Annotated in this window: 21 protein-coding genes and 1 tRNA gene; 11 read left to right on the plus strand and 11 right to left on the minus strand. The window is 48.6% G+C overall.

Annotated elements, in window-relative coordinates:
- Positions 1–121 precede the first annotated feature (121 nt).
- Together glgB and CYJ98_RS05775 are read right to left on the minus strand one after the other, a co-directional pair.
- On the minus strand, positions 122–4,408 hold the full coding sequence (glgB, locus tag CYJ98_RS05770) for a 1,4-alpha-glucan branching protein GlgB (RefSeq protein WP_101755387.1): 4,287 nt from the start codon (positions 4,406–4,408) through the stop codon (positions 122–124).
- Between the two features lie 217 nt (positions 4,409–4,625).
- The gene (locus tag CYJ98_RS05775; RefSeq protein WP_101755386.1) at positions 4,626–5,108 is read right to left on the minus strand and encodes an FKBP-type peptidyl-prolyl cis-trans isomerase; all 483 of its coding nucleotides are present in this window, start codon (positions 5,106–5,108) and stop codon (positions 4,626–4,628) included.
- 509 nt (positions 5,109–5,617) lie between these two features.
- Between CYJ98_RS05775 and CYJ98_RS05780 the strand changes: the two genes are divergently transcribed.
- Together CYJ98_RS05780 and CYJ98_RS05785 are read left to right on the plus strand one after the other, a co-directional pair.
- Positions 5,618–5,881, plus strand: coding sequence for a hypothetical protein (locus tag CYJ98_RS05780; RefSeq protein ID WP_049333183.1), 264 nt, complete (start codon positions 5,618–5,620; stop codon positions 5,879–5,881).
- Between the two features lie 92 nt (positions 5,882–5,973).
- A complete protein-coding gene (locus CYJ98_RS05785; protein WP_101755385.1) occupies positions 5,974–7,347 on the plus strand; it encodes an FAD-binding oxidoreductase in 1,374 nt (457 codons plus the stop codon).
- Positions 7,348–7,401: 54 nt separating this feature from the next.
- Here the strand turns inward: CYJ98_RS05785 and CYJ98_RS05790 are convergent, their stop codons facing one another.
- Together CYJ98_RS05790 and CYJ98_RS05795 are read right to left on the minus strand one after the other, a co-directional pair.
- Complete coding sequence (locus CYJ98_RS05790) at positions 7,402–8,232, minus strand: symmetrical bis(5'-nucleosyl)-tetraphosphatase (RefSeq protein ID WP_101755384.1); 831 nt, start codon at positions 8,230–8,232, stop codon at positions 7,402–7,404.
- A gap of 69 nt (positions 8,233–8,301) precedes the next feature.
- A complete protein-coding gene (locus CYJ98_RS05795; protein WP_101755430.1) occupies positions 8,302–8,691 on the minus strand; it encodes a RidA family protein in 390 nt (129 codons plus the stop codon).
- A 170-nt stretch (positions 8,692–8,861) separates the two neighbouring features.
- On the opposite strand from CYJ98_RS05795, the gene yaaA reads away from it, so the two are divergent.
- Together yaaA and CYJ98_RS05805 are read left to right on the plus strand one after the other, a co-directional pair.
- A complete protein-coding gene (gene yaaA / locus CYJ98_RS05800; protein WP_101755383.1) occupies positions 8,862–9,641 on the plus strand; it encodes a peroxide stress protein YaaA in 780 nt (259 codons plus the stop codon).
- A gap of 79 nt (positions 9,642–9,720) precedes the next feature.
- A tRNA-Ser gene (locus CYJ98_RS05805) sits at positions 9,721–9,811 on the plus strand.
- 241 nt (positions 9,812–10,052) lie between these two features.
- Here CYJ98_RS05805 and CYJ98_RS05810 read toward each other — a convergent pair.
- The 5 genes from CYJ98_RS05810 to CYJ98_RS05830 all read right to left on the minus strand — a co-directional run bounded on the left by CYJ98_RS05810 (position 10,053) and on the right by CYJ98_RS05830 (position 17,308).
- Positions 10,053–11,657, minus strand: a complete 1,605-nt coding sequence (locus tag CYJ98_RS05810) for an ABC transporter ATP-binding protein (RefSeq protein WP_101755382.1) — start codon at positions 11,655–11,657, stop codon at positions 10,053–10,055.
- A 24-nt stretch (positions 11,658–11,681) separates the two neighbouring features.
- Complete coding sequence (gene oppC / locus CYJ98_RS05815) at positions 11,682–12,590, minus strand: oligopeptide ABC transporter permease OppC (protein ID WP_003683112.1); 909 nt, start codon at positions 12,588–12,590, stop codon at positions 11,682–11,684.
- A gap of 72 nt (positions 12,591–12,662) precedes the next feature.
- Positions 12,663–13,583: an oligopeptide ABC transporter permease OppB gene (gene oppB / locus CYJ98_RS05820; RefSeq protein ID WP_036490316.1), complete on the minus strand. Its 921-nt coding sequence runs from the start codon at positions 13,581–13,583 to the stop codon at positions 12,663–12,665.
- Positions 13,584–13,816: 233 nt separating this feature from the next.
- Positions 13,817–15,613, minus strand: coding sequence for an aminopeptidase P family protein (locus CYJ98_RS05825; protein ID WP_049331283.1), 1,797 nt, complete (start codon positions 15,611–15,613; stop codon positions 13,817–13,819).
- A gap of 75 nt (positions 15,614–15,688) precedes the next feature.
- The gene (locus CYJ98_RS05830) at positions 15,689–17,308 is read right to left on the minus strand and encodes an ABC transporter substrate-binding protein (protein WP_070823478.1); all 1,620 of its coding nucleotides are present in this window, start codon (positions 17,306–17,308) and stop codon (positions 15,689–15,691) included.
- Between the two features lie 328 nt (positions 17,309–17,636).
- Here CYJ98_RS05830 and CYJ98_RS05835 point away from each other — a divergent pair, with 328 nt between their 5' ends.
- The 6 genes from CYJ98_RS05835 to CYJ98_RS05860 all read left to right on the plus strand — a co-directional run bounded on the left by CYJ98_RS05835 (position 17,637) and on the right by CYJ98_RS05860 (position 24,049).
- Positions 17,637–18,707, plus strand: a complete 1,071-nt coding sequence (locus CYJ98_RS05835) for a porin (RefSeq protein ID WP_070823476.1) — start codon at positions 17,637–17,639, stop codon at positions 18,705–18,707.
- A gap of 127 nt (positions 18,708–18,834) precedes the next feature.
- Positions 18,835–20,349 (plus strand): polyamine aminopropyltransferase, encoded by a 1,515-nt coding sequence (locus tag CYJ98_RS05840; protein WP_101755381.1) that lies wholly within the window; start codon positions 18,835–18,837, stop codon positions 20,347–20,349.
- 167 nt (positions 20,350–20,516) lie between these two features.
- Positions 20,517–20,984, plus strand: a complete 468-nt coding sequence (locus CYJ98_RS05845; protein ID WP_162817322.1) for an FxsA family protein — start codon at positions 20,517–20,519, stop codon at positions 20,982–20,984.
- Between the two features lie 178 nt (positions 20,985–21,162).
- Complete coding sequence (locus tag CYJ98_RS05850) at positions 21,163–23,010, plus strand: lytic transglycosylase domain-containing protein (RefSeq protein ID WP_101755379.1); 1,848 nt, start codon at positions 21,163–21,165, stop codon at positions 23,008–23,010.
- A 277-nt stretch (positions 23,011–23,287) separates the two neighbouring features.
- Positions 23,288–23,500 carry a 30S ribosomal protein S21 gene (rpsU, locus tag CYJ98_RS05855; RefSeq protein WP_003680926.1) on the plus strand — a complete coding sequence of 71 codons (213 nt, stop codon included), beginning with the start codon at positions 23,288–23,290 and terminating at the stop codon, positions 23,498–23,500.
- Positions 23,501–23,602: 102 nt separating this feature from the next.
- Positions 23,603–24,049: a GatB/YqeY domain-containing protein gene (locus CYJ98_RS05860; RefSeq protein ID WP_101755378.1), complete on the plus strand. Its 447-nt coding sequence runs from the start codon at positions 23,603–23,605 to the stop codon at positions 24,047–24,049.
- Between the two features lie 86 nt (positions 24,050–24,135).
- Here the strand turns inward: CYJ98_RS05860 and CYJ98_RS05865 are convergent, their stop codons facing one another.
- Positions 24,136–24,501 (minus strand): hypothetical protein, encoded by a 366-nt coding sequence (locus CYJ98_RS05865; RefSeq protein WP_101755377.1) that lies wholly within the window; start codon positions 24,499–24,501, stop codon positions 24,136–24,138.
- Positions 24,498–24,803: a hypothetical protein gene (locus tag CYJ98_RS05870; RefSeq protein ID WP_101755376.1), complete on the minus strand. Its 306-nt coding sequence runs from the start codon at positions 24,801–24,803 to the stop codon at positions 24,498–24,500. Before CYJ98_RS05870 ends, CYJ98_RS05865 begins: the two co-directional genes overlap by 4 nt.
- Before the next feature lie 149 nt (positions 24,804–24,952).
- Between CYJ98_RS05870 and CYJ98_RS05875 the strand changes: the two genes are divergently transcribed.
- Positions 24,953–25,339, plus strand: coding sequence for a helix-turn-helix domain-containing protein (locus CYJ98_RS05875; protein WP_003760765.1), 387 nt, complete (start codon positions 24,953–24,955; stop codon positions 25,337–25,339).
- Positions 25,340–25,387: the final 48 nt, after the last annotated feature.

A 25,387-nucleotide genomic window follows, 5' to 3' on the forward strand; every position in this document is an offset into this window, starting at 1 on the left:
GGTTTCGTGTCCAATATAAGGCCGTCTGAAAATCTTTCAGACGGCCTTGAATCATATTGATATCACTATCTTTTAATTTTCAGCTGATTGGGCAGGCATGATGCCCACTCTCAAAGTTGATTTACGCTTCTTCTTTGACTGCCGCCTGATACAGGTAAACGGTTGCCAACGGCGGTACGGTAACAGACAGGGAATTTGGTTTGCCATGCGACCAAACTTCTTCTGTTTCCACCGTTGCGCCGGCAGAAACGCCGCTGCCTTTGTAATGTAGGTCGTCTGAATTGAGAATTTCGCGGTATTCGCCGGCAGAATTTACGCCGAAGCGATAGCCTTCGCGTACTACTGGCGTGAAGTTGCTGATCACGATAACGCGGTTGCCTTCGCGGTCGCGTCGCTCGAAGACGAATACGGAATTGTCGCCGTCATCGGCAACCAACCACTCAAAACCTTCAGGCCATTGGTCCAATTGGTAAAGCGGCGCGGTGTCTTTATAGATATGGTTCAATTCGCGCACAAAGTCTTGTACGCCTTTGTGCCAGCCACCCTCTTGCTCCAGCAGGAACCAATCCAGTCCTTCGTTGTAATTCCACTCGCGACCTTGTGCAAACTCGCTGCCCATAAACAAAAGTTTTTTGCCGGGGAAGCCGTACATAAAGCCGTAGTAGGCGCGTAGGTTGGCGAATTGTTGCCAGCAGTCACCAGGCATCCGTCCGAGTAGCGAACGTTTGCCGTGCACGACTTCATCGTGTGAAAGCGGCAGGACGAAGTTTTCGCTGTACTGGTACATCATGCCGAAAGTCATTTTGTTGTGGTGATATTTGCGGTTGATGGGGTCTTCCATCATATAACGCAAAGTATCGTTCATCCAGCCCATATTCCATTTGAAGCTGAAGTTCAAACCTTCTTGACGGGTGACGTTGGCGAATGAAGTAGACTCTTCGGCGATTTCAGTCGCAGCAGGAACTTCCTCTTTCAACATGGTGTTGGTATCACGCAGGAAAGCGATGGCTTCAAGGTTTTCATGGCCGCCGTATTGGTTCGGAATCCACTCGCCGTCTTTGCGCGAATAGTTGCGGTAAATCATCGAAGCCACCGCGTCAACGCGGATACCGTCAAAGCCAAAACGTTCTATCCAATACAGGGCGTTGCCTTGCAGGAAGTTTTTCACTTCGTTTCTGCCGAAGTTGTAAATCAAAGTGTTCCAATCTTGGTGGTAGCCTTCGCGCGGGTCGGCGTGTTCGTACAGCGCGGTGCCGTCAAACTTGGCCAGGCCGTGATCATCGGTCGGAAAGTGGCCGACCACCCAGTCGAGGATAACGCTGATGCCTGCATCGTGCGCAGCTTTAATCAATGCGCGCAATTCTTCCGGCGAACCGAAACGGCTGGTCGGCGCATACAAACCGGTTGCCTGATAGCCCCATGAGCCGTCAAACGGATATTCGGAAACAGGCAAAAACTCGATATGGGTAAAGCCCATGTCTTTGACGTATGCCACCAATTCTTTGGCGAGCTCTTCGTAAGTCAACCAGAAATTGTTTTCCGGATTGCGTTTCCACGAACCCAAATGCACTTCATAAATGCTGATCGGCGCATCAATAGCGTTGGCATGGGCGCGGAAGGCCGGTTCTTCGACTTCGTCAGGCAAGCCGCGCACAATAGATGCCGTGGTCGGACGCAGTTCCGCACCGAAAGCATACGGGTCGGCTTTTTCACGTACATTGCCGTTGGCATCGCGGATTTCAAATTTGTAAAGGGCGTTGAGTTTGACAGCAGGAATGAAGATGTCCCAAATGCCGTTGTCGCGGTGGAAACGCATCACATGGCGGCGGCCGTCCCAGTTGTTGAACTCGCCGATGACGGAAACGCGTTGCGCATTGGGCGCCCAGACGGCAAAGCGTACGCCCTTCACACCGTCCAACTCGGCAAAATGCGCGCCTAAAGTCTCATAAGGACGCAGGTGTTTGCCTTCGGCCAACAGCCAGGAATCCATGTCTTGCAACGCAGAGCTGAAATGATAAGGGTCTTCTTCAATCACTGGCTCGGTGTCTTCGGTGTAACGGATACGCAAAGCGTAATCGGGCGCCTCATCGGGCAAAACGGCCACAAAGAAACCGCGTTCATCAATTTTTTCAGACGGCACGATGAGTTCGCCGCTGTGGCGGTTCACAATATCCACGCTTACTGCGCCGGGAATTAAAACGCGTACCACTTCATCGCCCTCTGCAAGGCGGTGTCGTCCCAAATAAGCGAACACATCGCTATGGGTGGCAAGAAACAGGCTTTCGACCGTATCGCGCTCGATTTGGTCAAGTTCATGATAAGTCTTGATTTGGCTGTTTGTTTTCATGCGTACCTCGTCAATAATGGCAAGTTGGCCGCCCATGAGGCGGTGTTGTAGGAAATCTTCCAAAGAAACCGGCATTTTTTGCGCCCAGTTCGGATAGCCTTCGGTTACACCCGGGACATTCAGATTGTCGATGACGCCCAGTAGGTTTTCCAACTGTACGGCGTAAAGTTTGCTGCGACTCAATGCGCCGTATTTATGCAAAGCCGCCAGCAAGGTTTCATCGGCTTTTACCGGCATTTGTACGTCCGCACCCAGACAGCCGGTTTCTTTCAATTTGTCCAGTAAATCGGCTTTATCGTGTTCGCGTTCATCCAAGGCCGTCTGAAAAGCGGCTGCATCAGGCAAAGTACCGAGTTTGAACATCGTATCCAAATCTTTGCCTGTCCAATAACCTGCCAAGGGCGCGACATCGTGGGTACTGATGACCGTAATCGCCTGCTCGGGGTATTCTTCAGGTAATTGAAAACCGTTCCAGCCCTTGCTGAAATACATGACCTTGTAGGAGAACACTTGATAGCGGTTGAGCAGATAACGCGCTTGATCGGGTACCGTCCCCAAGTCCTCGCCGATGATGACGCAACGGTTGCGCCGGCTTTCCAATGCCAAAATAGCAAACATCACTTCGGCATCGTAATGCACATACGCGCCGAAATCTGCTGTTTTACCGTTTAACACCCACCACAAACGACACAATGCCATTACATGGTCAATCCGCAATACGCCATACAGGCGCATGTTTTCGCGCAACAGATGAGCAAATTTTTCATAGCCCGTATGCTTCAACATCAACGGATTAAGCGGCGGCAAATCCCAATTCTGCCCTGTCGGCCCTAAAGGATCGGGCGGCGCACCGACCGATACGTCCATACAATAATCTTGGCGGTTTAACCAAGTATCCGCGCTGCCTCGCGCCACGCCGACCGCCAAATCGCCGTAAATACCGAGTTTGACACCGTATTCGGCAGCGGCTTGGTTGACTTCTTGCAACTGCTCCGCACAAAGCCATTGCAGCCACATATAAAAACGGATTTCACGCTCATGACTAAGCGCAAATTTTTCTACTGCTTCGCCATCAGGCTGATGAAATTCAGACGGCCATGACTGCCAACCCACTTGTCCGGGACGGCTGTAATACTGGTCTAAAGCCTCAAACAAACCGAAGCCCTGCAAAGCCTTGCCTTTTTCTAATACAAAAGCTTCAAATGCAGCGCGTTCATTTGCCGCAGCTTCACAAGTATCTTGTTCAAACGCGTTAAACGCCATATGTAGCGCATCACGCTTGCATGCCCAAACCGCCGTATAAGTCACCGTTTCCGTAACACGCAAAGCGGCAATGCGCTGACGGATTTTCGGTTGTGCCAGCCAGTTTTTCAGTTGCTCGTTATAAGTAAATGCGCCGACTTTCTCTATATCCAAATAAATCGGATTGAGCCATTCGCGCGAAGAAGGGCTATACGGGCTGGCAAAGGCAGGCTTGCTGGTAAACAAGGCATGCAAAGGGTTGATACCGACAAAATCCAGCTTTTTCTCAGCCGCATATTTCATCAGGTTCAGCAAATCGGTAAAGTCGCCTATGCCCCAGTTGCGCTCGGAACGCAGGCTGTACAAATGCATGGTCAAACCATTCATCCGACCGCCATTGGCAAGCAGTTTGGGCTGATAAACCGATTCAGGCGCAACAATCAGGTGTACAAGGCAACATTTACCACCGATCTCGGCCGACAAAGTGTAATAACCGCAAGCCAGCTGGGGCAGCTTAATCCAAAGCGTATTGTTGTCGCCCGGATACAAAGTCAAGGTCTGACATTTATTTGCTTCATCAATCAATACGACCGCTTCAGCGCCATGAAATTCAGACGGCATCTGTAAAGATTCTTCGCCGTTTTCATGCGCAACCATCGTATTCAGATAAAGGCCGTCTGAATCCGGTTTGCTTTTGTCCAAAACAGCAACGATCGATTCCAAAACTTCAGGTTTGGTCGCATGATATGTACCGTTGATGTCGTGGTAGCCTAAATCAATACCGGCCTCTACAGCCTGCTGCTCCAATGTTTCACTCATTGCATTCTGCCTGTTTTACCAACATCTGAATCTTAATACAGATTTTGTCGCACCGTTACATGTAATTCATTGTAGTCTCTAACAAACCCCATATTTCCCCGCTTGATTTGACCTGAGCCAAAATTTGCCGTTTATCTGACTTGTAAAAACTTAAAGGCCGTCTGAAAAGGAAGGTTTCATTCCTTTTCAGACGGCCTTTATCATGCTTCAAGCCTGATTAGTGGTGGTGATGACCGTGCGGACCGTGTACGTGACCGTGGACAATTTCTTCCTCAGTCGCATCGCGCACGCCCTCAACAGTCGCTTTGAACAATACTTTCATACCGGCCAAAGGATGGTTGCCGTCCACCACGGCTTTGCCGTCGGCAACATCGGTTACACGATAAATCAATACATCGCCGGTTTCCGGATCATCGGCTTCAAACATCATGCCGACTTCAACTTCAACAGGGAACACGCTGACATCTTCAATGCGCACCAGCTCAGGATCTTGCTCGCCGAAAGCATCATCGGGCGACAAAGCCACTTCAACGGTATCACCTACATTTTTGCCGTGCAACGCTTCTTCCACCAAAGGGAAAATACCGTCATAACCGCCATGCAAGTAAGCAATCGGCTCTTCGGTTTTGTCCAACAACTGGTTGTTTGCATCATACATTTCATAATGCAGGGAAACTACGGAATTTTTAACAATAGACATCATGTCGTCCTTAATCAATATTTATAAAGTCAAGTTCAGGCTATTCTATCACAGCTGTAACTAAACAATCGGTTTACCTTAAACAAATACTTTTAGCAAACACAACAAAACCAAAAAAGTCCATATAAAAAACAAAATTGAATGATTCCAATCCATAAAAGTTGCTTTTTCACAACACAAAGTTGCTAAATTACAAAAATTTCCCTAAACGCAAAAACATTCCGAACCCTTAAAACCAATAACAAATAAAAATATACAACCCATTGAATACAATACATTTTTAAAATCTTCATTAATAATGAATATTTTTAGATGATTTTTCGCGCGCCAATATGATTTACATTATTTTCACTATTTTCGTATTGATTTTAGCCAACAAACGGTTACGCAACGTTGCATTGACCTATCCCGTGGGGCATAATATTGAAAAATTCAGCAATGAATTTCTACTGTACAGGCCGTTTGACGGCTATTTTTAGTTTAAATCGATTTAAAAAAGGTTCTTAAAAATGAAAAAATCTCTGTTCGCTGCTGCTTTGTTGTCTTTAGCTTTGGCCGCTTGTGGCGGTGCTGATAAAGCTGCTGAAACTGCTGCTTCTGCCGCTTCTGCTGCTTCCGAAGCCGCTGCTTCTGCTACTGAAGCTGCTGCTTCTGCTACTGAAGCTACCGCTTCTGCTGCTACCGAAGCTACTGAAGCTGCTGCTTCTGCTACTGAAGCTGCTGCATCTGCTACTGAAGCTGCTGCTTCTGCCGCTTCTGAAGCTGCTAAATAATATTCTTTTGAATATAAAAAAAGCAGGATACCATTGCGTATCCTGCTTTTTTACATTCCTCCCCCCCTTCCCGACTTTTCCGCCTGACTGCCATGCACCTTCACGACCGTTTTGCTGAGTTTCTTTCCGCCTCTGAAATCATCGAAGCCACTCCGGCCTTGTTAAACGACCAACGCCGCCGTTTTGTTTCTTCTCCAGATATTGTCTTACAGCCGAACTCTGTCGAAAGCGTGCAGAAAATCATGCGTTTCTGCTTTGAGAACCGTATCCGCGTAACCCCGCAAGGTGGCAATACCGGATTATGCGGCGCAACGGTAACCACCGAGGGCGTACTGCTCAACCTCTCCAAGCTAAACCGCATACGCGATATCAACCTTGCCGACAACAGCATGACGGTTGAAGCAGGCGTGATTTTGCAGAATGCTCAAAAGGCGGCAGCCGAAGCCGAACGACTGTTTCCGCTCAGTCTTGCCAGCGAAGGCTCTTGCCAAATTGGCGGCAATATCGCCTGTAATGCCGGCGGTTTGAATGTCTTGCGTTACGGCAGCATGCGTGATTTGGTATTGGGTTTGGAAGTCGTTTTACCAAACGGCGAACTGGTTTCCCACCTTCAGCCCCTGCACAAAAACACAACCGGCTACGACTTGCGCCATCTTTTTATCGGCAGCGAAGGAACATTGGGCATCATTACCGCCGCCACACTCAAACTCTTTGCCCAGCCCAAAACCAAAGCGACCGCATGGGTAGGTTTAGACGATATTGAATCCGCCGTCTCGCTTTTAACTGCGGTACAAGGCCATTTTGCCGAACGCTTGACCAGCTTCGAGCTGATCAGCCGCTTTGCCCTCGATTTATCCTCGGAATTCAGCCAACTCAAAAAGCCTGCCGACGCGGAATGGCATATTTTGATTGAACTTGCAGATTCCGTTCCCGATGCCGGACTGGATGAAAAACTTGCCGAATTTCTCTATCAAAACGGGTGGGAAAACAGTATCTTGGCGCAATCCGAGCAAGAGCGCTCCGACTTATGGACCTTGCGTGAAAATATTTCTGCTTCCCAACGCAAACTCGGCACCAGCATCAAACACGATATCGCCGTCCCTATCGCCCAAGTGGCCGCCTTTGTCCGCCAATGCGCCCCTGCCTTGGAAACCCGCTTTCCCGGCATACAAATTGTCTGCTTCGGACATTTAGGTGACGGCAGCCTGCATTACAATATATTCCTGCCCAACGTATTGAGCAACGAAGCCTACCAATACGAAGACGCCGTCAATACCATTGTTTATGAAAACATCCTTGCCTGCCACGGTACGATTGCCGCCGAACACGGCGTAGGCATCATCAAAAAACATTGGCTGCCCCGCGTGCGTACACAGGCCGAACTCGTTCTGATGCATGCCATCAAAAATCAGCTTGATCCTTATGGCATCATGAATCCGGACAAACTCCTGCCTTCTTTGGATTAAACAATACAAAAAGGCCGTCTGAAACATTTCAGACGGCCTTTTATCTTATCCAAACTATTTCAATGCCGTTTTCCAATCCAATCCGCCCAACGACGGTACCTGTATCACTTCATTGGTATCCAAATTGACCGCTGTCAGCTCTCCGCCCCACAACGCACCGGTGTCCAAAGCGATGACCTGATCGGTATTAACGTAGCCCAATGACGACCAATGCCCAAACACGGTAATATAATCCAAATTTTGTCTATCGGGCGCTTTAAACCAAGGGCGCAGGTAAAGCGGCATTTTTTTCAAAGTGGATTTATATTCGTAATCCAATTCGCCTTTGTACGTCAGCGCACGCATACGGGTAAAGACGTTGATAATCATGCGTAGACGCTCATAGCCTGTCAAATCGTCTGTCCACTCGGTCGGCTTGTTGCCGTACATTTTGCCAAAAAATTTCCTGTACTTTTTACCTTGCAATTCATCCTCAGCTTCACGGGCAAGGATTTCGGCTTTATCAACCGACCATTGCGGCAAAATACCGGCATGCACCATCACATGTCTGTCGCCGCGTACCAAAAGCGGTTGATGACGCAGCCAATCAAGCATGGCATGACTATCGGGATGGGTCAAAATCGGCTCAACCGTATCGCTGCGCTTGAGCGTTCCTTCACCGCAACCGACTGCCAAAAGATGTAAATCATGATTACCCAAAACCATTTGCACACTGCTGTCATGCTCTTTGGCAAATTTCAGGGTTTCCAAGGACTTCGGGCCGCGATTGACAATATCGCCGACCAGCCAAAGAGTGTCCGTACCATGATTAAAGCCGATTTTGGCAAGCAACAAAGTCAGCTCATCAAAACAGCCTTGAATGTCTCCGATTGCGTAATGTGCCATTATTATTGTTTTCCGTTGTTATTATTTTCAGACGGCCTCAAGCCCAGCCAAGGTCGTCTGAAAAATCAATTATGCATTTAAAACCAATACTGCTTCCGCTTCAACCTGAACGCCTTTAGGCAGGCTGGCTACGCCAACCGCCGCACGCGCAGGGAAAGGTTGTTCGATAAATTCAGCCATCACTTCATTGAATACGGAAAAGTTGGCCAAATCAGTCAAATAAGCATTGAGTTTGACGATATCGTTCAAAGAACCGCCGGCCGCTTCGGCTACGGCTTGCAGGTTTTTAAATACTTGCACTGCTTCGGCACGGAAGTCGCCATCGCCGACCACAGTCATCGTAGCCGGATCCAAAGGAATCTGACCGCTCATATAAACCGTATCGCCTGCACGGACTGCTTGGCTGTATGCACCAATCGCGGCAGGGGCTTTGTCGGTATGGATAATGGTTTTAGACATGATATTCTCCTCAAATAGAAATGTCAGAAACAGGTGGAAGCTTCGAATTTTACTTTCAACAGAAATACGTTTCAATAAAAGCATTCAATTAATGCGTTTCTCCCATCTTGTTCTTCCCCGATTTTAAACCTACAATCACACACATTATTCATTTTAAAGCCGAAATTATTATGTTTTTTGTCTTATCCCCAGCCAAAAACCTCAACGAAAAAGACCCCTCCCCCGTCAGCAGCTTTACCCAGCCCGACCTTCTACCCGAAGCAGAAATCCTGATGCAGGAGTTGCGTCAGCTTGCCCCCCAACAAATCGCCGAGCTGATGCATGTTTCCGACAAAATCGCCCTGCTCAATGCCGAACGCAATGTCGCATGGCACACGCCGTTTACGCCTGAAAACGCCAAACAAGCCGTATTTATGTTCAACGGCGACGTCTATGAAGGCATCGCCGCCGATACGCTCAAACCGGAACAAATCGACTACCTGCAACAACACGTCCGCCTGCTCTCCGGCTTATATGGCGTACTGCGCCCGCTCGACTTGATGCAACCCTACCGCTTGGAAATGGGCACGGTCTTTGCCAACTCGCGCGGTAAAAACCTCTACGAATTTTGGGGCGATAAAATTACCGACCTGCTCAACCAAACACTGGAGCAGGCCGATAGCGACGTTTTAATCAACCTCGCCTCACAAGAATATTTCAAATCCATCAACACCAAAAAACTCAACGCACGCCTGATTACGCCGATTTTTAAAGACGAGAAAAACGGCAAATACAAAATCATCAGCTTCTACGCCAAGCGTGCGCGCGGTTTGATGGTGCGCTACGCGGCAGAACACGGCATTACCGAGCCTGAAATGCTCAAAAATTTCGACTACGAGGGCTATTCATTCAATGAAGCAGCTTCAAACGAAGCCGAATGGGTATTCATGCGTGAAGAACAATCCAAATAAAAACAAAATACTAGATATTTTCCTTAAAATACCACTTGGCAAAGGCCGTAAGTTCCATTAGTATTACGGCTTCAAGAACGGAAGCGTGGCAGAGCGGTTTAATGCAACGGTCTTGAAAACCGTCGAGGGTTGATAGCCCTCCGTGAGTTCGAATCTCACCGCTTCCGCCATCCTTGATAAGGATATAAAGACTTGATTGATTCAAGTCTTTTTTTATTTTTGTCCTTTTGAAATTTAAGTTTATGTTGACGGGTCAACATTATCGATAAACAAAAGGCCGTCTGAAACTTCCCTATCTGGTTTCAGACGGACTTTTAAACTTTATACCTATCCAAGTACCCCTTCCCTGTTTATAACCAAATACAAAAGCAAAGGCCGTCTGAAAACTACTTCAGACGGCCTTTGCTTTTTCTACAAATCAAACGCGGCGTTAATCAAACGTTTGGTGTAGTCGTTTTGCGGATGGTGGAAAATCTGATCCGCGCTGCCGTACTCAACCATTTCGCCCTGCTTCATCACAATCACATTATCGCTGACGGCGCGCACGACAGACAAATCATGACTGATGAACATATAAGTCAGGCCGTATTTCTTCTGCAAATCGCGCAAAAGTTCGACCACTTTGGATTGTACGGAGCGGTCAAGTGCAGAAGTCGGCTCATCCAAAAGGATGAATTTCGGGCGCAGGATAACGGCGCGTGCAATGGCGATACGTTGACGCTGGCCGCCGGAGAATTCATGCGGATAACGGTTGAGCGCGTCAAGCGGCAGGGACACTTCCTTCATGACTTCCAAAACGCGTTGGATACGTTCTTTTTTGGTCATTTCAGGATGATGAACCGTCAAACCTTCGCCAATAATTTCGCCAACGGTCAAACGTGGGGAAAGCGAACCGAACGGATCTTGGAACACAATTTGCCGTTGCGATTTCAGACGGCGTGCTTCTTCGGCGGTATAGTTTTTCAGGTCTTTGCCTTCAAAGGAGATATGGCCGGTATAAGGCAGCATCTGCATGACGGCTTTGCCCAGCGTGGACTTGCCGGAACCGGACTCGCCGACAACGCCCAATGTTTCGCCTTCTTTAATTTTGAAGCTGATGCCTTTGACGGCGTCAAAAGTTTTGAGCGGCTTGCCGAAAAAGTTTTGCTTCAATACGAAAGAAACATTGACATTATCGGCATCGATTAACACACCGGCGTTGTTTTCTTCCGGCTCTTTCATGCCTTTTGGAATGGCATTGATGAGTTCGGCGGTATATTCGTGTTTCGGATGGGCAAATACGTCTTTGATTTTGCCGCGCTCGACAATTTCGCCGTTGCGCATGACGCAGACGGTTTTGGAATAGTGTTCCGCCAAACCCAAATCGTGGGTAATGAAGATAATCGCCATGCCCATTTGCTGTTGCAAATCGTGGAGCAAATCGAGAATCTCGGCTTGAATGGTTACATCCAAAGCAGTGGTCGGCTCATCGGCAATCAACAGGTCGGGTTCATTGATGAGCGCCATGGCAATCATAATCCGTTGCAGCTGACCGCCGGAAAACTCGTGCGGATATTGTTTCATGCGGCGCTCGGCTTCTTTGATGCCCACACGCTCCAGCAATGCCAATGCCTTCTGCCCTGCTTCTTTTTTGCTGAGCTTTTTATTGTGTACACGCGCCGCTTCAATCAGTTGCGCACCGATACGCATAAACGGATTGAGCGAGGTCATCGGCTCTTGGAAAATCACGCTGATGCGGTTGCCGCGCAAATCACGCAGGGTTTTCTCATCGGCATCCAAGATGGAAATGCCGTCAAAAGTAATGCGCGAATCTTTACCGTAGCGGGCAAATTTCTCAGGCAACAGGCGCATAACGGACATGGAGGTTACGGACTTGCCCGATCCGGACTCGCCGACCAAAGCCAATGTTTCGCCCTCTGCCACTTTAAAGCTGACATTACGCACGGCATGAACGGTTTTCTCATGCAGCTCAAAATCGATGTCCAGATTTTCTACAACCAGTAACTGTTTTGTCATTTTGATTATCCTTTTGGTTGCGGTTTAGCGGTCTTTCGGGTCGAGCGCATCGCGCAGGCCGTCGCCGATAAAGTTGAAACAGAACAAAGTGGTTACCAAGAAGAAACTCGGCACGAGCAGCTGCCATGGTGCAGCTTCCATCGAAATCGCACCTTCTTGCAACATCGAACCCCAACTGGTCATCGGCTCTTGCACGCCCAAACCCAAGAAGCTCAAAAAGGATTCGAACATAATCATGCCCGGTACCAGCAAAGAGGCATACACCATCACCACACCCAAAACATTCGGAATAATGTGGCGCGTTACGATTTTACGTTTTGCCACGCCGCTCACACGCGCCGCTTCGACAAACTCTTTGTGCTTCAGGCTCAAGGTTTGACCGCGCACGATACGCGCCACGTCCAGCCAAGACACCAAACCCACGGCGGCAAAAATCAAAAGCAGGTTGCGGCCGAAGAATGTGGTCAGCAGAATCACGAAAAACATAAACGGAAACGCGTTCAAAATTTCCAAAAAGCGCATCATCAGCGAATCGAGCTTACCGCCGATAAATCCGGCAATCGCGCCATAAAGCGTACCGATGACAACGGCCACCAATGCGCCGGCCACACCGACCAGCAAGGAAATACGTCCTCCGGTTGCCGCGCGCGACAGCAAATCGCGGCCAAGCAAGTCCGTACCCAGATAGTGATGGGTAGAAAAGGACGGCGGAATCTGCATATTGTCCCAGTCGGTGAAGTCGTAGGTGTAACGGACAATCCATGGCGCCACAATCACAAAAATGCTGATCAGCAACAGGATGATAATGCTGTACACCGCCGCTTTGTTTTGTTTAAAACGCCTCCATGCGTCACTCCACAGGCTTTTGCCGTGTACTTGGGCGTATTCTGCTGCCTCTGCAAGGGCCTGAGTCTGCTTCTTTTTAAATAACATAATGCTCTCTCTCGCTTTTTATTCTTTCTTCAGGCCGTCTGAACGTTTCAGACGGCCTTTGCGCAAATGGGATTAATAACGGATTTTCGGGTCAATAATGGCATACAGAATATCGAGGATGGCGTTGAACAAAATGGTCATGATGCCCACCAAAATCGTCAAACCCAAAATCATGCCGTAGTCGCGGTTGAGCGCGCCGTTGACAAACAATTGTCCGACGCCGGGAATACCGAACACGTTTTCAATCACAATGGAGCCGGTAATGATGCCGACGAATGCCGGACCTAAGAAAGAAACAATCGGCAGCATGGCGGGACGCAGCGCATGGCGCAGGATGATGCGGCTCATGGGCAGGCCTTTGGCGCGTGCTGTGCGGATAAAGGGGCTGTTCAATACTTCGATCATCGCGCCGCGCGTAATCCGCGCAATACTGGACACATAACCGATGGACAAAGTAACAACGGGCAAAATCAGATTCATCAGTGCGCCATCGTTCCAGCCGCCGGCAGGCAGCCATTGCAGTCTGACGGCAAACACCAGCACCAATACCGGCGCCATCACAAAGCTGGGAACGACAATACCGGTCATCGCACCGCTCATCAGCGCATAATCCAGCCAGCTGTTTTGTTTTAAGGCGGCGATAATGCCGATAAACATGCCGAAGATAGCGGCAATCAAAAAGGCGTAGAAGCCAAGTTCTGCCGATACCGGCAGGGATTGGGCAAGCAACTCATTAACGCTGAAATCTTTATATTTGAACGACGGCCCCAAATCCCCCTGTGCCAACTGCTTGAGGTAGTGGAAATATTGGAGGTACATCGGATCATTGAGGTGGTATTTGGCTTCGATGTTGGCCATGACCGCAGGCGGCAAATTGCGTTCACCTGTGAACGGGCTGCCCGGTGCAAGCCGCATCAGGAAAAAAGATACGGTAATCAACACCAGCATGGTCGGGATGGAAGCACATATCCGTTTGATGATGAATTTCAACATAATCAGGCTGTCCTGTCTGAACATACCGGACTCGTGAAAACAAAGCTGACCTGAAGCGGAAATCGGATGAATGGCAGCAGGCATCTTTAACGTCGCCGCGCCGGTTTCTCTCTCTATTCCGACCGGGTTATTGTTTTTATTCGGAGTCGGGTAAGGTTTTTTTAGTTTTTAGATAATTGTTGTTATAAGGCCGTCTGAAACTTTGTATCCGCCGTTTCAGACGGCCTTTCACATTAACGCGCCAAAGGTTCGGTGCGTTCGATCAGCCATGCTTTGGCCGCGCCTTCTGTCAAAGGCTCGAGACGGCGGCGCACTTCAGCGTGATATTGGTTCAGCCATTCGATTTCGCTGCCGGTCATCAGTTTGGTATCAATCAGGCGCGTATCGATTGGGCAGAGGGTAACGGTTTCAAAATACAGGAATTTGCCGAACTCGGTTTCCTCAGGGTTTTCAACCGGACGGTTGATTACCAGGCTTTCGATACGGATACCCCACTTACCCGGACGGTAAAGACCCGGCTCGTTGGAAGTCAGCATGCCTGACTGCATCGCGTGATGCGGTTGCGGCACGGCGGCAACGGCAATGCTTTGCGGGCCTTCATGCACATTGAGGAAATAGCCCACGCCATGACCGGTACCGTGACCATAATCGCATTGTGCCTGCCAGAGCGATTTGCGGCAGATGGCATCAATCATCGGGCCTTTGATGTTTTCAGGGAAAATGGTCTCAGCCAGAGAAATATGCGCCTTCAACACCAAAGTGTAATCGCGTTTCATGGCCGCACTCGGATTGCCGACAGGAACCACGCGCGTGATGTCGGTCGTACCGCCCCAGTATTGGCCGCCGGAGTCAATCAGCAGCATACCGTCGCCTTTGATTTTACTGTTGTTTTCTGGTGTCGCACTGTAATGAGGCAAGGCGGCATTGGCATTGTAGCCCGCGATGGTATCGAAACTTGGCGAAATAAAGCCGGGACGTTGGCTGCGGTGTTTGTAGAGCATGCCGTCGATATCCAGCTCGCTCAATTCGCCGCCGTCTGCCAAGATTTGTTCAAACTCGGCAAAGAAGCCGCACAATGCCGCGCCGTCTTCCGCCATGGTATTGCGGATATGGGCGATATCGGCATCAGATTTGACTGATTTGAAGAATGTGCTTGGGTGGATGGCTTCAATCAAACGAACGTCTTCAGGCAGGCGGCGCAAAGTACCGACAGCAGTTTTGTTCGGATCAATCAGCAATGCGCCCTTAACGCCTGCCAAATAGTCCGCCGCTTGCGCATAAGGCAAAACTTCAAAACTTGCCGCTTTCAAGGCTTCGGCAGATTCGGCTTTCAGACGGCCTGCATCGGTAAACAATACGGCTTTGTCTTGACTGATAAACAGATGGGACAAGAACACAGGGTTGAACGGTACATCATCGCCGCGCAGATTGGTAATCCAAGCGATGTCGTCCAAAGAAGAAACCAAATGCGCATCTGCGCCCTGCTCTTTCATGGCCGCACGGATACGGGCCAATTTTTCGGCCGCCGTTTCGGAAACATAGTCGGGATGGTGAACGTAGATTTCCGGAGTCGGCAATGCAGGACGGTCGTCCCACACTTCGTCCAACAAAGTTTCAGGATATTCGAGGCGGATGTTTTTGGCGGCAAGTGCCTGTTTCAAACCGCGCTCGCCGCTGAGTGCGAACATATCGGCAGGCGCGCCGACGACTGCGCCCTCGGGCAGATTTTGTGCCAACCACTCGGTATAAGGCGCATCAACGCCCATTTTTTGCAGCTCGATGCCGTTTGGCGCAAGCTGTTGGCCTGCCTGTTCCCAATAGCGGCTGTCCGTCCACACGCCTGCTTTATCGGCGGTTACCACCAAAGTACCGGCCGAACCGGTAAAGCCGGAAAAATCGCGACGTGCCTGCCAATGCTCGGGCAGGTATTCGGAAAGGTGCGGATCGGCGGAAGGAATGACAAACGCGTCCACACCATGTTTTTTCATGGCTTCGCGTAAAGCGGACAAACGTTGTTGTACAGATTTCATGTGTTATGTCTCCTGTTGTTTCAGACGGCCTCTGTCATCAATGCCGTCTGAAAACTTGTACTGTCTATAATCAATCTATTTTTTCGGTGCGAACGACCAGCTCTTGACCGTATAGTTCCGCAAAGGGTCTTTGTCGGAATAGCCGATAATATCGGGTTTGACCATACGCACTTCAACCTGATGATACAGCGGAATCAGTGCAGCGTCTTCTTGAAGCTGCTTCTCCGCATCGGCATAAAGCTGGCTGCGCGCTTCCTTGCTGACACCATCTTTCAGCGTATTGTTCATAAATGTGTCAAACGCCGCGCTTTTGTAGCGGAATGCATTGTTTGAGTTGTTGGATTTCAAGATATTGAGCATACCCGCCGGATCGTTGAAATCGGAACACCAGCCGCTGAACGAAACCTTGAAATTGCCTTGCGCGCGCGTATCCAAATAAGTTTTCCATTCCTCGTTGGACAAAGTCGGACGGATAAACGGAATGGCGGCCTTCCACACCGACTGCACGGCAGTAATTTGTTTTTTAGACGCTTCGCTGGTGCTGTACAAAATATCGAACTCAAGCGGATGGTCATCGTTGTAGCCTGCTTCGTTCAACAGTTTGCGTGCGGTTTCGATGCGTTTTTCAGGCGTCCACTCTTTCCACTCTGGATAAACAGGAATCACGCCCTGCATTTGCGGCGGCGTCAATTGGAACGCAGGCGTATCGCCACGGCCGCCCACTTTGACGACGATGTCGCGGCGCGTCAGCATATTGAGCGCCTTGCGGACGCGCGGATCATTAAACGGCGCCGCTTCGTGGTTCGGCTCCAAATACCAGCTACACAAAGAAGTTGTACGTTTCACTTGTCCCGGAAACTCAATATCCGCCACTTTGACCTGGTCACTGGGAATACCGTAAGTTACATCAATTTCATTGGCGCGATAACGGTTGTACTCGCCGCTGCCTGACAAGAAAACCGCCTTCGGAATGGCTACTTTGTCTTTATCGTAATAATTTGGATTGCGTTCCATATTGATGTGGCTGTTGACTTTCCAATCCTTTAACAGATAAGCGCCACTGGAAACATAATGACCGGGCTGCGTCCACTTGTTGCCGTATTTTTCAACAGTGGCGCGGTGAACCGGAAAAGTGAATTGCTGAATCAGCATATCAGGGAAATAAGGTACAGGCGCAATCAACGTAAATTGCAGGGTCTTCGCGTCCAATGCCTTGACGCCCAATGTCTCAGGCTTGGCTTTGCCGTTTAATATATCTTCCGCATTTTCCACTTGGGCATCGACCAAATAGCTGCCGAAAGGTGCGCCGGTGGCCGGATCGGCAAGACGGCGGAAGCTGTACACGAAATCTTCGGCAGTAATCGGATCGCCATTACTCCATTTGGCATCACGCAGATGGAAGGTCCAAACACGCTCGCCCTCGCTCTCCCATTTTTCCGCCAAAGCAGGAATGGTTTTGCCTTCGGCATCCGTACCGACCAAACCATCCATCAACTGACGGATAATCGCACCGGCCGCCATATCACCGCTCATCTGAGGATCCAGCGTACCCGGCTCGACGCCGTTGCTGACTACCACGCGCTCATAATCGGTACGCTTAAACTCAGGAGCAGGCTTGACATCGCGGCTGCACGCTGACAATGCGAATACGGCAGTCAATGATGTAGCCAACAGCGGATAGGTTTTTCCGGCCATATTTCATTCCTTCTTTTGGGTATTCTTCTCTTTCAGACGGCCTGATTATTCAAACTACACTTAACTACATTTATTTAGAAGTTTTCCAGCATAGTTAAATTGTCTATTTCAAGTCATGAAAATAGTGTTTCAAACCACATATTCCAACGAAATAATAGTAAGCCGTCCAAGATTGTTGGCAAATTAACACAAAAATACGTAACTGAAAACTATTTTTCAATTTATCCTACGATAAGTTACAAATGTATTGATTTTTTATGTTTTGTCAAATAAGATTATCCGAACTCTTTCGCCATAAGCAAGAAAAAGACATAAAAAGGAGAATTAAATGAAGAAGTTATCTTACTTTATTGCCACTGCCCTCATCGGCTCTTCCCTAAGTGCCGCCCACGCCGAACCTAAAATGAGCGGCACCATCTACATCATGACCGAGGTCGAACACAACAATAAAACCGGTGTAACCAATACAACCATTTCCGATAAAAGTTCCAGTCTTTATCTCTCCGATGAAGTACGACTCAACGACGACTTATGGTTGAAATGGCAACTTGGCTCCTTTATTTACTTCGATTCCGACCGCTGGGGCGGCTGGGGTACTGCCGACTCATACGTCGCGCTCAACAGCTACAAAAACCTTGGCACCGTCAAAATGGGTTACATCAGTACGCCCATGAACAGCATTTATCTGAACCCGTTCGACACCAACAGCCCGATTTTGGAGTTCGGCAAAATTTCCCGCTTCGGCCAACGCCGTGTTTCCATGGCTTATGAGTCGCCTTGGAAAAACGGTTTCCAATTCAAATTCAACGTTTCCCCCGGTTCCAATGCCGCGCGCAACAACAATGACTGGAATCCGGACAAAAAACGTGACGGCGACTGGGTCTTCGGCTGGGGTGTAGACTACTACCACCCAAACAACGGCTTTAACGCGCACTACGCTGCCGAATACGCACCCAACGACTCTCCAACCGAAACCAAAGACTTCCAAGCCCATGCATTCATGGCCGGATATAGCAAAGACAAAATCTCCGTCGATGCCGCGTTCCAATACGCCAAAAATACTTGCGACGGCTTCAGCTGCTGGGGCGTATGGAAAGATGCGGCAGGCAACGTAGCCGGTTCTTACGACAAAGAAATCAACAACACCAAAGAATTTATGGTGTCCGGCTCATACAAAGTGGGCAATTTCAAACCTCAAATCGGCTTTGCCTACGGTAAAAGCTCTGTCGGCGAAGACTACAAACACGTCGCCGTCAGCACCGATTACAGCTTCTCCAAACGGACAACCGCCACACTCGGCGCCGGCTGGTTGAAAGAAAACGTCAATCCGAAATACGACGAAGATTTGCCGAAAAAATCTTCTTACGCAGTGGGCATGGTATTCAAACACCGCTATTAATGCCTGACAGATTAAAGGCCGTCTGAAACAATTTGTTCAGACGGCCTTTTCTACATCCTATAATTAAACTTGCAGCCTACCTTAAAAATCATTACATTGCCCACACTCAAGCAACAAAAACGTCATCATGAACGCCCACCGCACCCTCATCATCTCCGTTTTTATCGTCGCCAGCTGCGGCCTCGCTTACGAGCTCATCATTGCCGCGCTCGCAAGCTATCTTTTGGGCGACAGTATTTTGCAGTTTTCCTCCGTCATCGGACTTTATCTGTTTTCAATGGGTATCGGTGCCCACCTGACCCAATACATCAAAGATAAAGACGTATTGCACCGCTTTATCGAAATCGAACTTCTGGTCGGCATCATTGGTGGTATTTCCGCGCTGGCATTATTTGTGGCCTTCGGTTTATCCGCCGCCCCGTTCCGCATCCTGCTCTACGCTTTTGTACTGATTGTCGGCATGGTTGTCGGCATGGAAATCCCTTTGGTCATGCGCGTGTTAAACCAAAAAGGGGCGGAATTTAAAGAACTCGTTTCCAAAGTATTGACCTTCGACTACTTGGGCGCACTTGCCGTCTCTCTGTTGTTTCCGCTCCTGCTCGCCCCCAAACTCGGCATGGCGCGTTCCGCCTTGTTGTTTGGCATCTTCAACGCCGCCGTCGCCTATCTGACCGCCCGTGTATTCAAAGCCGAATTACCCCGCTATCACGCCATCCGTACGCGTGCGTTTATCGTATTGACCGCGCTCATTACGCTCTTCATCTACGCCGACCGTATCTCTTTCAAAGCCGAACAAAGCTATTTCGGCGATCCCGTCGTCTATCAAAGCCATTCTCCCTACCAACGGCTCGTCGTGACACGCTGGAAAGACGACACCCGCCTCTACATCAACGGCAACCTGCAATTCTCCTCACGCGACGAAGCCCGTTACCACGAAGCACTCGTCCTGCCTGCCATGCAGATGGTGCCGAACGCCGAACGCGTCCTGATTCTCGGCGGCGGCGACGGATTGGCGGCACGTGAAGTCTTAAAATATCCGCAGGTCAAAAATGTTACTTTGGTCGATCTCGACCCCGACATGACCGCCACTTTTAGAACCTCCGCCACCTTGAGCGCGCTCAACCAAGGCTCGCTGTCCCATCCCAAAATGCACGTCGTCAACGACGATGCCGCCAAATGGCTGGAAGGGTCGTCTGAAAAATTCGACGTTATCATCATCGACCTACCCGACCCGTCCAATTTCTCGCTTGGTAAACTTTACTCCGTCCCCATGTACCGCCTCGTTGCCCGCCATCTTGAGCCGCAAGGTAAGATTGTTGTGCAATCGACTTCGCCTTATTTCGCACCCAATGCCTACTGGTCGGTCGTTGCCACCCTCGAGGCGGCCAAATTGAATACCGCGCCCTATCATGTTTACGTCCCTTCCTTTGGCGAATGGGGATTTGTGTTGGCAGGATTTGACCAAAATTTCCCTATTCCGCAAAAATTCAACGTACCCACCCGCTATCTCAATGCCCAGACCGTCGCCGAAATGTTCCGCTTTCCGCCCGATATGGCAAGGCGCAAGGTAGAAGCAAATTATTTGAACAACCAAATTCTCGTCAGTTATTTTGAAAGCGATTGGAACAATGTGATGCGATAGAATATCTAAAGGCCGTCTGAAACATCTGTCTTCTTTTTATCCCCGTTCAGACGGCCTCATTACCCGTTTACCCTTTTTCACACAGCATTTGCTTGAAAAAATAAGGTTTATCTTTATCTAGATAGAACACAATCGACACTATCCGTTGAATGAAGGAACAAACACTTATGCAGTATTTTGGAATCGGTTTTTTGGTTTTAATCTTTTTGGAAATCATGTCTATCGTCTGGGTTGCCGACTGGCTTGGCGGCGGTTGGACGCTATTTGTGATGGCTCTCAGCTTTATCAGCGGTATCTTTATGCTGCGCCATACCGGTATCTCCGGCCTTTTGCTCGCAGGCGCAGCCGTCCGCAGCGGACAAAATATTTCCCTCTATCAGATGTTGTGGCCGATTCGCTATACTGCCGCCGCGGTTTTCCTGCTCAGCCCCGGTTTTATTTCAACCGCCGTTGCCCTGCTCTTGCTGATTCCGTTTAAAGGCAACGCGGCCGTTTCTTCTACGCAGTCTTTCCAAAGCCGCCAGACTTACAGCTCTGCTAAAGATGATGAAGACATTATCGAAGGCGAATATACGGTTACGCGCACCAGCAAAGCCGAGAAACCGCAAGACTATATCGAACACAAACCCGATTGACGACTTCCTTCATAAAAGGCCGTCTGAATTAGGAATACCTCAAAAGTGTTTCATATTTCAGACGGCCTTAGTCATTTCCTGGCTTTGAAAATGTAAATATCGGTTTGTAATTCGGTTATTCCGCATAAATCATTTAAAATAAGCAGCTATTTTGATTCTAAAAACGACACGGTATCCAATGAACGTTCAACGTCTTTTCCCTCTCTCCCTCAGCTTGATTACCGCCGCTGTTTTATCGGCGTGCGCCACCCAAAACACACCGACTGCTTCGAAAAGCGAAACCGTCGTTCAGCCTAAATCCACTTCTATTCCTTCACGCCGCGCCGACAGTGAGTCCAAAGTCCTGTCCGATTACAGCCAATACCAAAGCGCTATCGATGCCGCCAAACGCGGCGACGATGCTTGGGTACAACAATTTTTATCCCAAGCCAGCGACAGCGCAATGACTGAAAATGTCCGCAACGAATGGCTGAAAACCTTGGGCGCGCGCGGCCAATGGGATTTGTTCCGTCAAGAATTCAGTAAATTGAACGCCGCCGGCGTCGCACAAGAAGTGCAATGTTATGCCGATTTGAGCAGCGGCAATTACAGCAAAGCCGCCGAGCTGGTTCGCGTGACCAGCAAACTGCCTGCTGGCTGTACCCGCTTGGTTGAAAGCGCGGCAGCTTCAGGCCGTCTGAACACCAACGACGCATGGCGTCGCGTGCGCGGCCTGTTGAGCAACAGCCAAACCACGGATGCACGCAACCTCGCCGCCGCATTGGGCAGCCCGTTTGAAGGTGGCGCGCAAGGTGCGACCGAATACAGCCTATTGAGCGTGATCGGCAAAGATGCACGCAAATCCGCTTCTGCCGCCGCTACCCTGTCCGACATGGAATCAGGCCTCAGCCGCGAACAACGCAGCTTTGCATGGGGCGTACTGGGCCACTACCATGCACAAAGCCAAAACATGCCGACTGCTTTAAGCTACTACGGCCGCGTTTCCGACCGCAAACAACTGACCGACGAACAATTGGAATGGTACGCACGCGCCGCTTTGCGCCTGCAACGTTGGGACGAATTGGCAAGCGTGATTCAGCATATGCCTAAAAAACTGCAAAAAGACCCGACATGGCAATATTGGCTGGGCCGCAGCTTTGCCGCACAAGGCAAAAGCAGCCAAGCCAAAGAAATGTACGAAAAAGCCGCAGCTTCAGGCCGCAATTTCTACGCCGTAATGGCAGGTGAAGAATTGGGCCGCCGCATCAATACGCGCAACAACGTTTCCGATGCCGATGCCAGAGACGTCCGCCGCATGAGCGAAGACGGTGCCATCAAACGCGCATTGGTTCTGTTTAAAAACAGCCAAAGCAACGGCGACTCCAAAATGCGCCGTCAGGCGCAGGCAGAATGGCGTTTTGCCACCCGCGACTTCAACGAAGACAACCTGCTGACTGCCGCGCAAGTCGCTTTTGACAACCAGTTCTACGACATGGCGATCAACAGCGCAGACCGTACCGACCACAAACTCAACTACAAACTGCGCTACCTCTCTCCGTTTAAAGACCTGACCGTCCGCTATGCCGCACAGGCAGGCGTTGACCCGGCATGGGTTTACGGTTTGATTCGCCAAGAGAGCCGCTTTGTCATGGGCGCGCAATCTAGCGTCGGCGCACAAGGCCTGATGCAGGTCATGCCTGCAACCGCCCGCGAAATTGCCGGCAAAATCGGCATGAGCAGCAGCGAACTCTACACCATGGACGGCAACATCCGCATGGGTACTTGGTACATGGCAGATGCCAAACGCCGCCTGCAAAATAACGAAGTAATGGCCACTGCAGGCTACAACGCCGGCCCCGGCCGCGCCCGCAACTGGCAGGCTTCTTCTCCTTTGGAAGGCGCCATCTACGCCGAGACCATCCCATTTACCGAAACCCGTGATTACGTGAAAAAAGTCATGACCAACGCGACTTATTACGCGTCATTGTTCAACGAACCGCAAACTTCGTTGAAACAACGTATGGGTACGGTTCCCGGCCGTTATTAATACCCGATAGGCCGTCTGAAAAGTGAGACAGAATCAAACGTTCAGACGGCCTACAACCTTGACAGACTATCGGGTTTATAAGATAATCGCCCGATTGTTTCTGACCGAAAAGGTCACTTGCACGGCAAAAGCCGACTTGTTAGGAGGTGATGTTTACATCACGGCGCGTATCCCGCCCTGCCCTAGGCAAACCAGTGATACAACAACTCCCCCATTATGACAAACCGTCCTCTATTTCTTAAAACGGTTTGATTGAACAAAATTTAAAGGAAATAAAATGCCTGCTATTCGTGTTAAAGAGAATGAACCATTTGAAGTTGCCATGCGTCGTTTCAAACGTGCCGTAGAAAAAACCGGTCTGTTGACCGAACTGCGCGCCCGTGAAGCGTACGAAAAACCAACTACCGAACGCAAACGCAAAAAAGCTGCTGCAGCCAAACGTCTGCAAAAACGTCTGCGCAGCCAACAACTGCCTCCTAAAATGTACTAATTACAGGCCTGCCCTGTGATAAACGACACACCGCAAGGGCAGCTTTGCGGTGTGTTTTGTTTTTCAGACGGCACCTTTTTATTGATATAAAGTGAGAACATTATGAGCCTAAAAACACAATTAACCGAAGACATGAAAACCGCCATGCGTGCCAAAGACCAAGTCTCTTTAAGCACCATCCGCCTGATTAATGCCGCCATCAAACAATTTGAAGTAGATGAGCGCACCGAAGCCGATGACGCAAAAGTCATCTCTATCCTGACCAAAATGGTAAAACAGCGCAAAGACAGCGCCAAAATCTACACCGAAGCCGGTCGTCAAGATTTGGCTGACAAAGAAAACGCGGAAATCGAAATCCTCAACCGCTACCTGCCGCAAATGATGTCTGCAGAAGAAATCAAGACTGTTGTTGAAGCAGTCATTGCAGAAACTGGTGCATCAGGCATGGCAGATATGGGCAAAGTCATGGGCGTATTGAAAACCCGCCTGGCCGGCAAAGCCGACATGGGTGAAGTCAACAAAATCCTCAAAGCTGCGCTGACTTCATAATTGAATACAGACCGCTTTGGGCGGATTTAAAAAAGGTCGTCTGAAACCGAGATTTTGGGTTTCAGACGACCTTTTCCAGATAACCATTATTTTGTGTTATATCCTGTATGCATTTTCATCAAAAATTCAGCATTTGAATTATCATTTGTTATATTCTTCTCTTGATTATATATCTTAAATAGTTCATTTACATAAGCCACGCAAGCCAGCTTTTTTCGATCGAAAGGAAGTTCACTGAAATAATAATATAAATCGGGGTTTTGATCCGCTTCTCTCGTAAAGCTGATTAACTCTTCAAATGCCTCTCTATCCTGTCCAGAAATAATATAATTGTAAAGCCTATCTATGTGTAAATAAACTTTCATCTTGGCAGTATTTTTTTGAGAGAAATTTTTTATATAGCTCCAAATAAATGGGACTAAAACAAAAAGAAATATTAGTAATACTTTCATTCCTTACCTACCCTAAAAATTAATATTAAAATAAGATAAATTATCCCGCCAATTAATAATCCACTGATACCAGAAACGACTCCACACAATATAAAAGACCAAAATCCGCTAGGTAAAAATTGCTCATAAATATAACTTGAAGCAAAATAATTACCAATCATCAAAGGTAATAATAACAACAACCTACCTGAAAAAATCACCTCCACGAATCCACAAAACACCATAATCCAAACAAACTCATCTTTTGAATCAAAATTAAAAATATATGCACATATCAAAAAAATTATTGTTATAAAACTCATACATAGCACCCTGAAACGACTGTTTCTGCATTCATTTAATACCTACTTAGATACAAAGATGCTATACTGAAAGTTAGATTCAAACCACCCACTAATCATATTGAATATCTATTTTTTAGTATCTAAATTCCGCCTAAAAGTGAGTAAGCATGGAACTTCATGAAAAAATTCGAGTAATGAGAGAAATGAACCAATGGTCTCAAGAAGAAATGGCAGAAAAATTGGCAATGTCTGCCAATGGGTATGCAAAGATAGAGCGCGGGCAAACTAAACTGACTTTTGATAAATTGAATCAGATTGCACAGATTTTTAAAATTGATGTAGTTGAATTAATTACAAAGGAAAAACCATTATTTCTTTTGGTCGGAGATAATAGCCATAATTACGGATCAAATTACTATGGCAACAATGAAGCGTTAATAGCTGAAAATGAAAAACTGAAACTGACAATATCTCATAATAATGAAATTATCCAACGACAAGAAAACGAGATTTTAGCTTTAAAAGAAATCATTTCTCTACTCAAAAAAAATTAACACTCTGAGACCTTTGCAAAATTCCCCAAAATCCCCTAAATTCCCACC

Source organism: Neisseria perflava (genome assembly GCF_002863305.2).
Classification (GTDB): domain Bacteria; phylum Pseudomonadota; class Gammaproteobacteria; order Burkholderiales; family Neisseriaceae; genus Neisseria; species Neisseria perflava_A.

Excerpts from the sequence above, each read along its gene's own strand:
- glgB (WP_101755387.1), bottom strand. The coding sequence starts at position 4,408 with ATGAGTGAAACATTGGAGCAGCAGGCTGTAGAGGCCGGTATTGATTTA.
- CYJ98_RS05775 (WP_101755386.1), bottom strand. The coding sequence starts at position 5,108 with ATGTCTATTGTTAAAAATTCCGTAGTTTCCCTGCATTATGAAATGTAT.
- CYJ98_RS05780 (WP_049333183.1), top strand. The coding sequence starts at position 5,618 with ATGAAAAAATCTCTGTTCGCTGCTGCTTTGTTGTCTTTAGCTTTGGCC.
- CYJ98_RS05785 (WP_101755385.1), top strand. The coding sequence starts at position 5,974 with ATGCACCTTCACGACCGTTTTGCTGAGTTTCTTTCCGCCTCTGAAATC.
- CYJ98_RS05790 (WP_101755384.1), bottom strand. The coding sequence starts at position 8,232 with ATGGCACATTACGCAATCGGAGACATTCAAGGCTGTTTTGATGAGCTG.
- CYJ98_RS05795 (WP_101755430.1), bottom strand. The coding sequence starts at position 8,691 with ATGTCTAAAACCATTATCCATACCGACAAAGCCCCTGCCGCGATTGGT.
- yaaA (WP_101755383.1), top strand. The coding sequence starts at position 8,862 with ATGTTTTTTGTCTTATCCCCAGCCAAAAACCTCAACGAAAAAGACCCC.
- CYJ98_RS05810 (WP_101755382.1), bottom strand. The coding sequence starts at position 11,657 with ATGACAAAACAGTTACTGGTTGTAGAAAATCTGGACATCGATTTTGAG.
- oppC (WP_003683112.1), bottom strand. The coding sequence starts at position 12,590 with ATGTTATTTAAAAAGAAGCAGACTCAGGCCCTTGCAGAGGCAGCAGAA.
- oppB (WP_036490316.1), bottom strand. The coding sequence starts at position 13,583 with ATGTTGAAATTCATCATCAAACGGATATGTGCTTCCATCCCGACCATG.
- CYJ98_RS05825 (WP_049331283.1), bottom strand. The coding sequence starts at position 15,613 with ATGAAATCTGTACAACAACGTTTGTCCGCTTTACGCGAAGCCATGAAA.
- CYJ98_RS05830 (WP_070823478.1), bottom strand. The coding sequence starts at position 17,308 with ATGGCCGGAAAAACCTATCCGCTGTTGGCTACATCATTGACTGCCGTA.
- CYJ98_RS05835 (WP_070823476.1), top strand. The coding sequence starts at position 17,637 with ATGAAGAAGTTATCTTACTTTATTGCCACTGCCCTCATCGGCTCTTCC.
- CYJ98_RS05840 (WP_101755381.1), top strand. The coding sequence starts at position 18,835 with ATGAACGCCCACCGCACCCTCATCATCTCCGTTTTTATCGTCGCCAGC.
- CYJ98_RS05845 (WP_162817322.1), top strand. The coding sequence starts at position 20,517 with ATGCAGTATTTTGGAATCGGTTTTTTGGTTTTAATCTTTTTGGAAATC.
- CYJ98_RS05850 (WP_101755379.1), top strand. The coding sequence starts at position 21,163 with ATGAACGTTCAACGTCTTTTCCCTCTCTCCCTCAGCTTGATTACCGCC.
- rpsU (WP_003680926.1), top strand. The coding sequence starts at position 23,288 with ATGCCTGCTATTCGTGTTAAAGAGAATGAACCATTTGAAGTTGCCATG.
- CYJ98_RS05860 (WP_101755378.1), top strand. The coding sequence starts at position 23,603 with ATGAGCCTAAAAACACAATTAACCGAAGACATGAAAACCGCCATGCGT.
- CYJ98_RS05865 (WP_101755377.1), bottom strand. The coding sequence starts at position 24,501 with ATGAAAGTATTACTAATATTTCTTTTTGTTTTAGTCCCATTTATTTGG.
- CYJ98_RS05870 (WP_101755376.1), bottom strand. The coding sequence starts at position 24,803 with ATGAGTTTTATAACAATAATTTTTTTGATATGTGCATATATTTTTAAT.
- CYJ98_RS05875 (WP_003760765.1), top strand. The coding sequence starts at position 24,953 with ATGGAACTTCATGAAAAAATTCGAGTAATGAGAGAAATGAACCAATGG.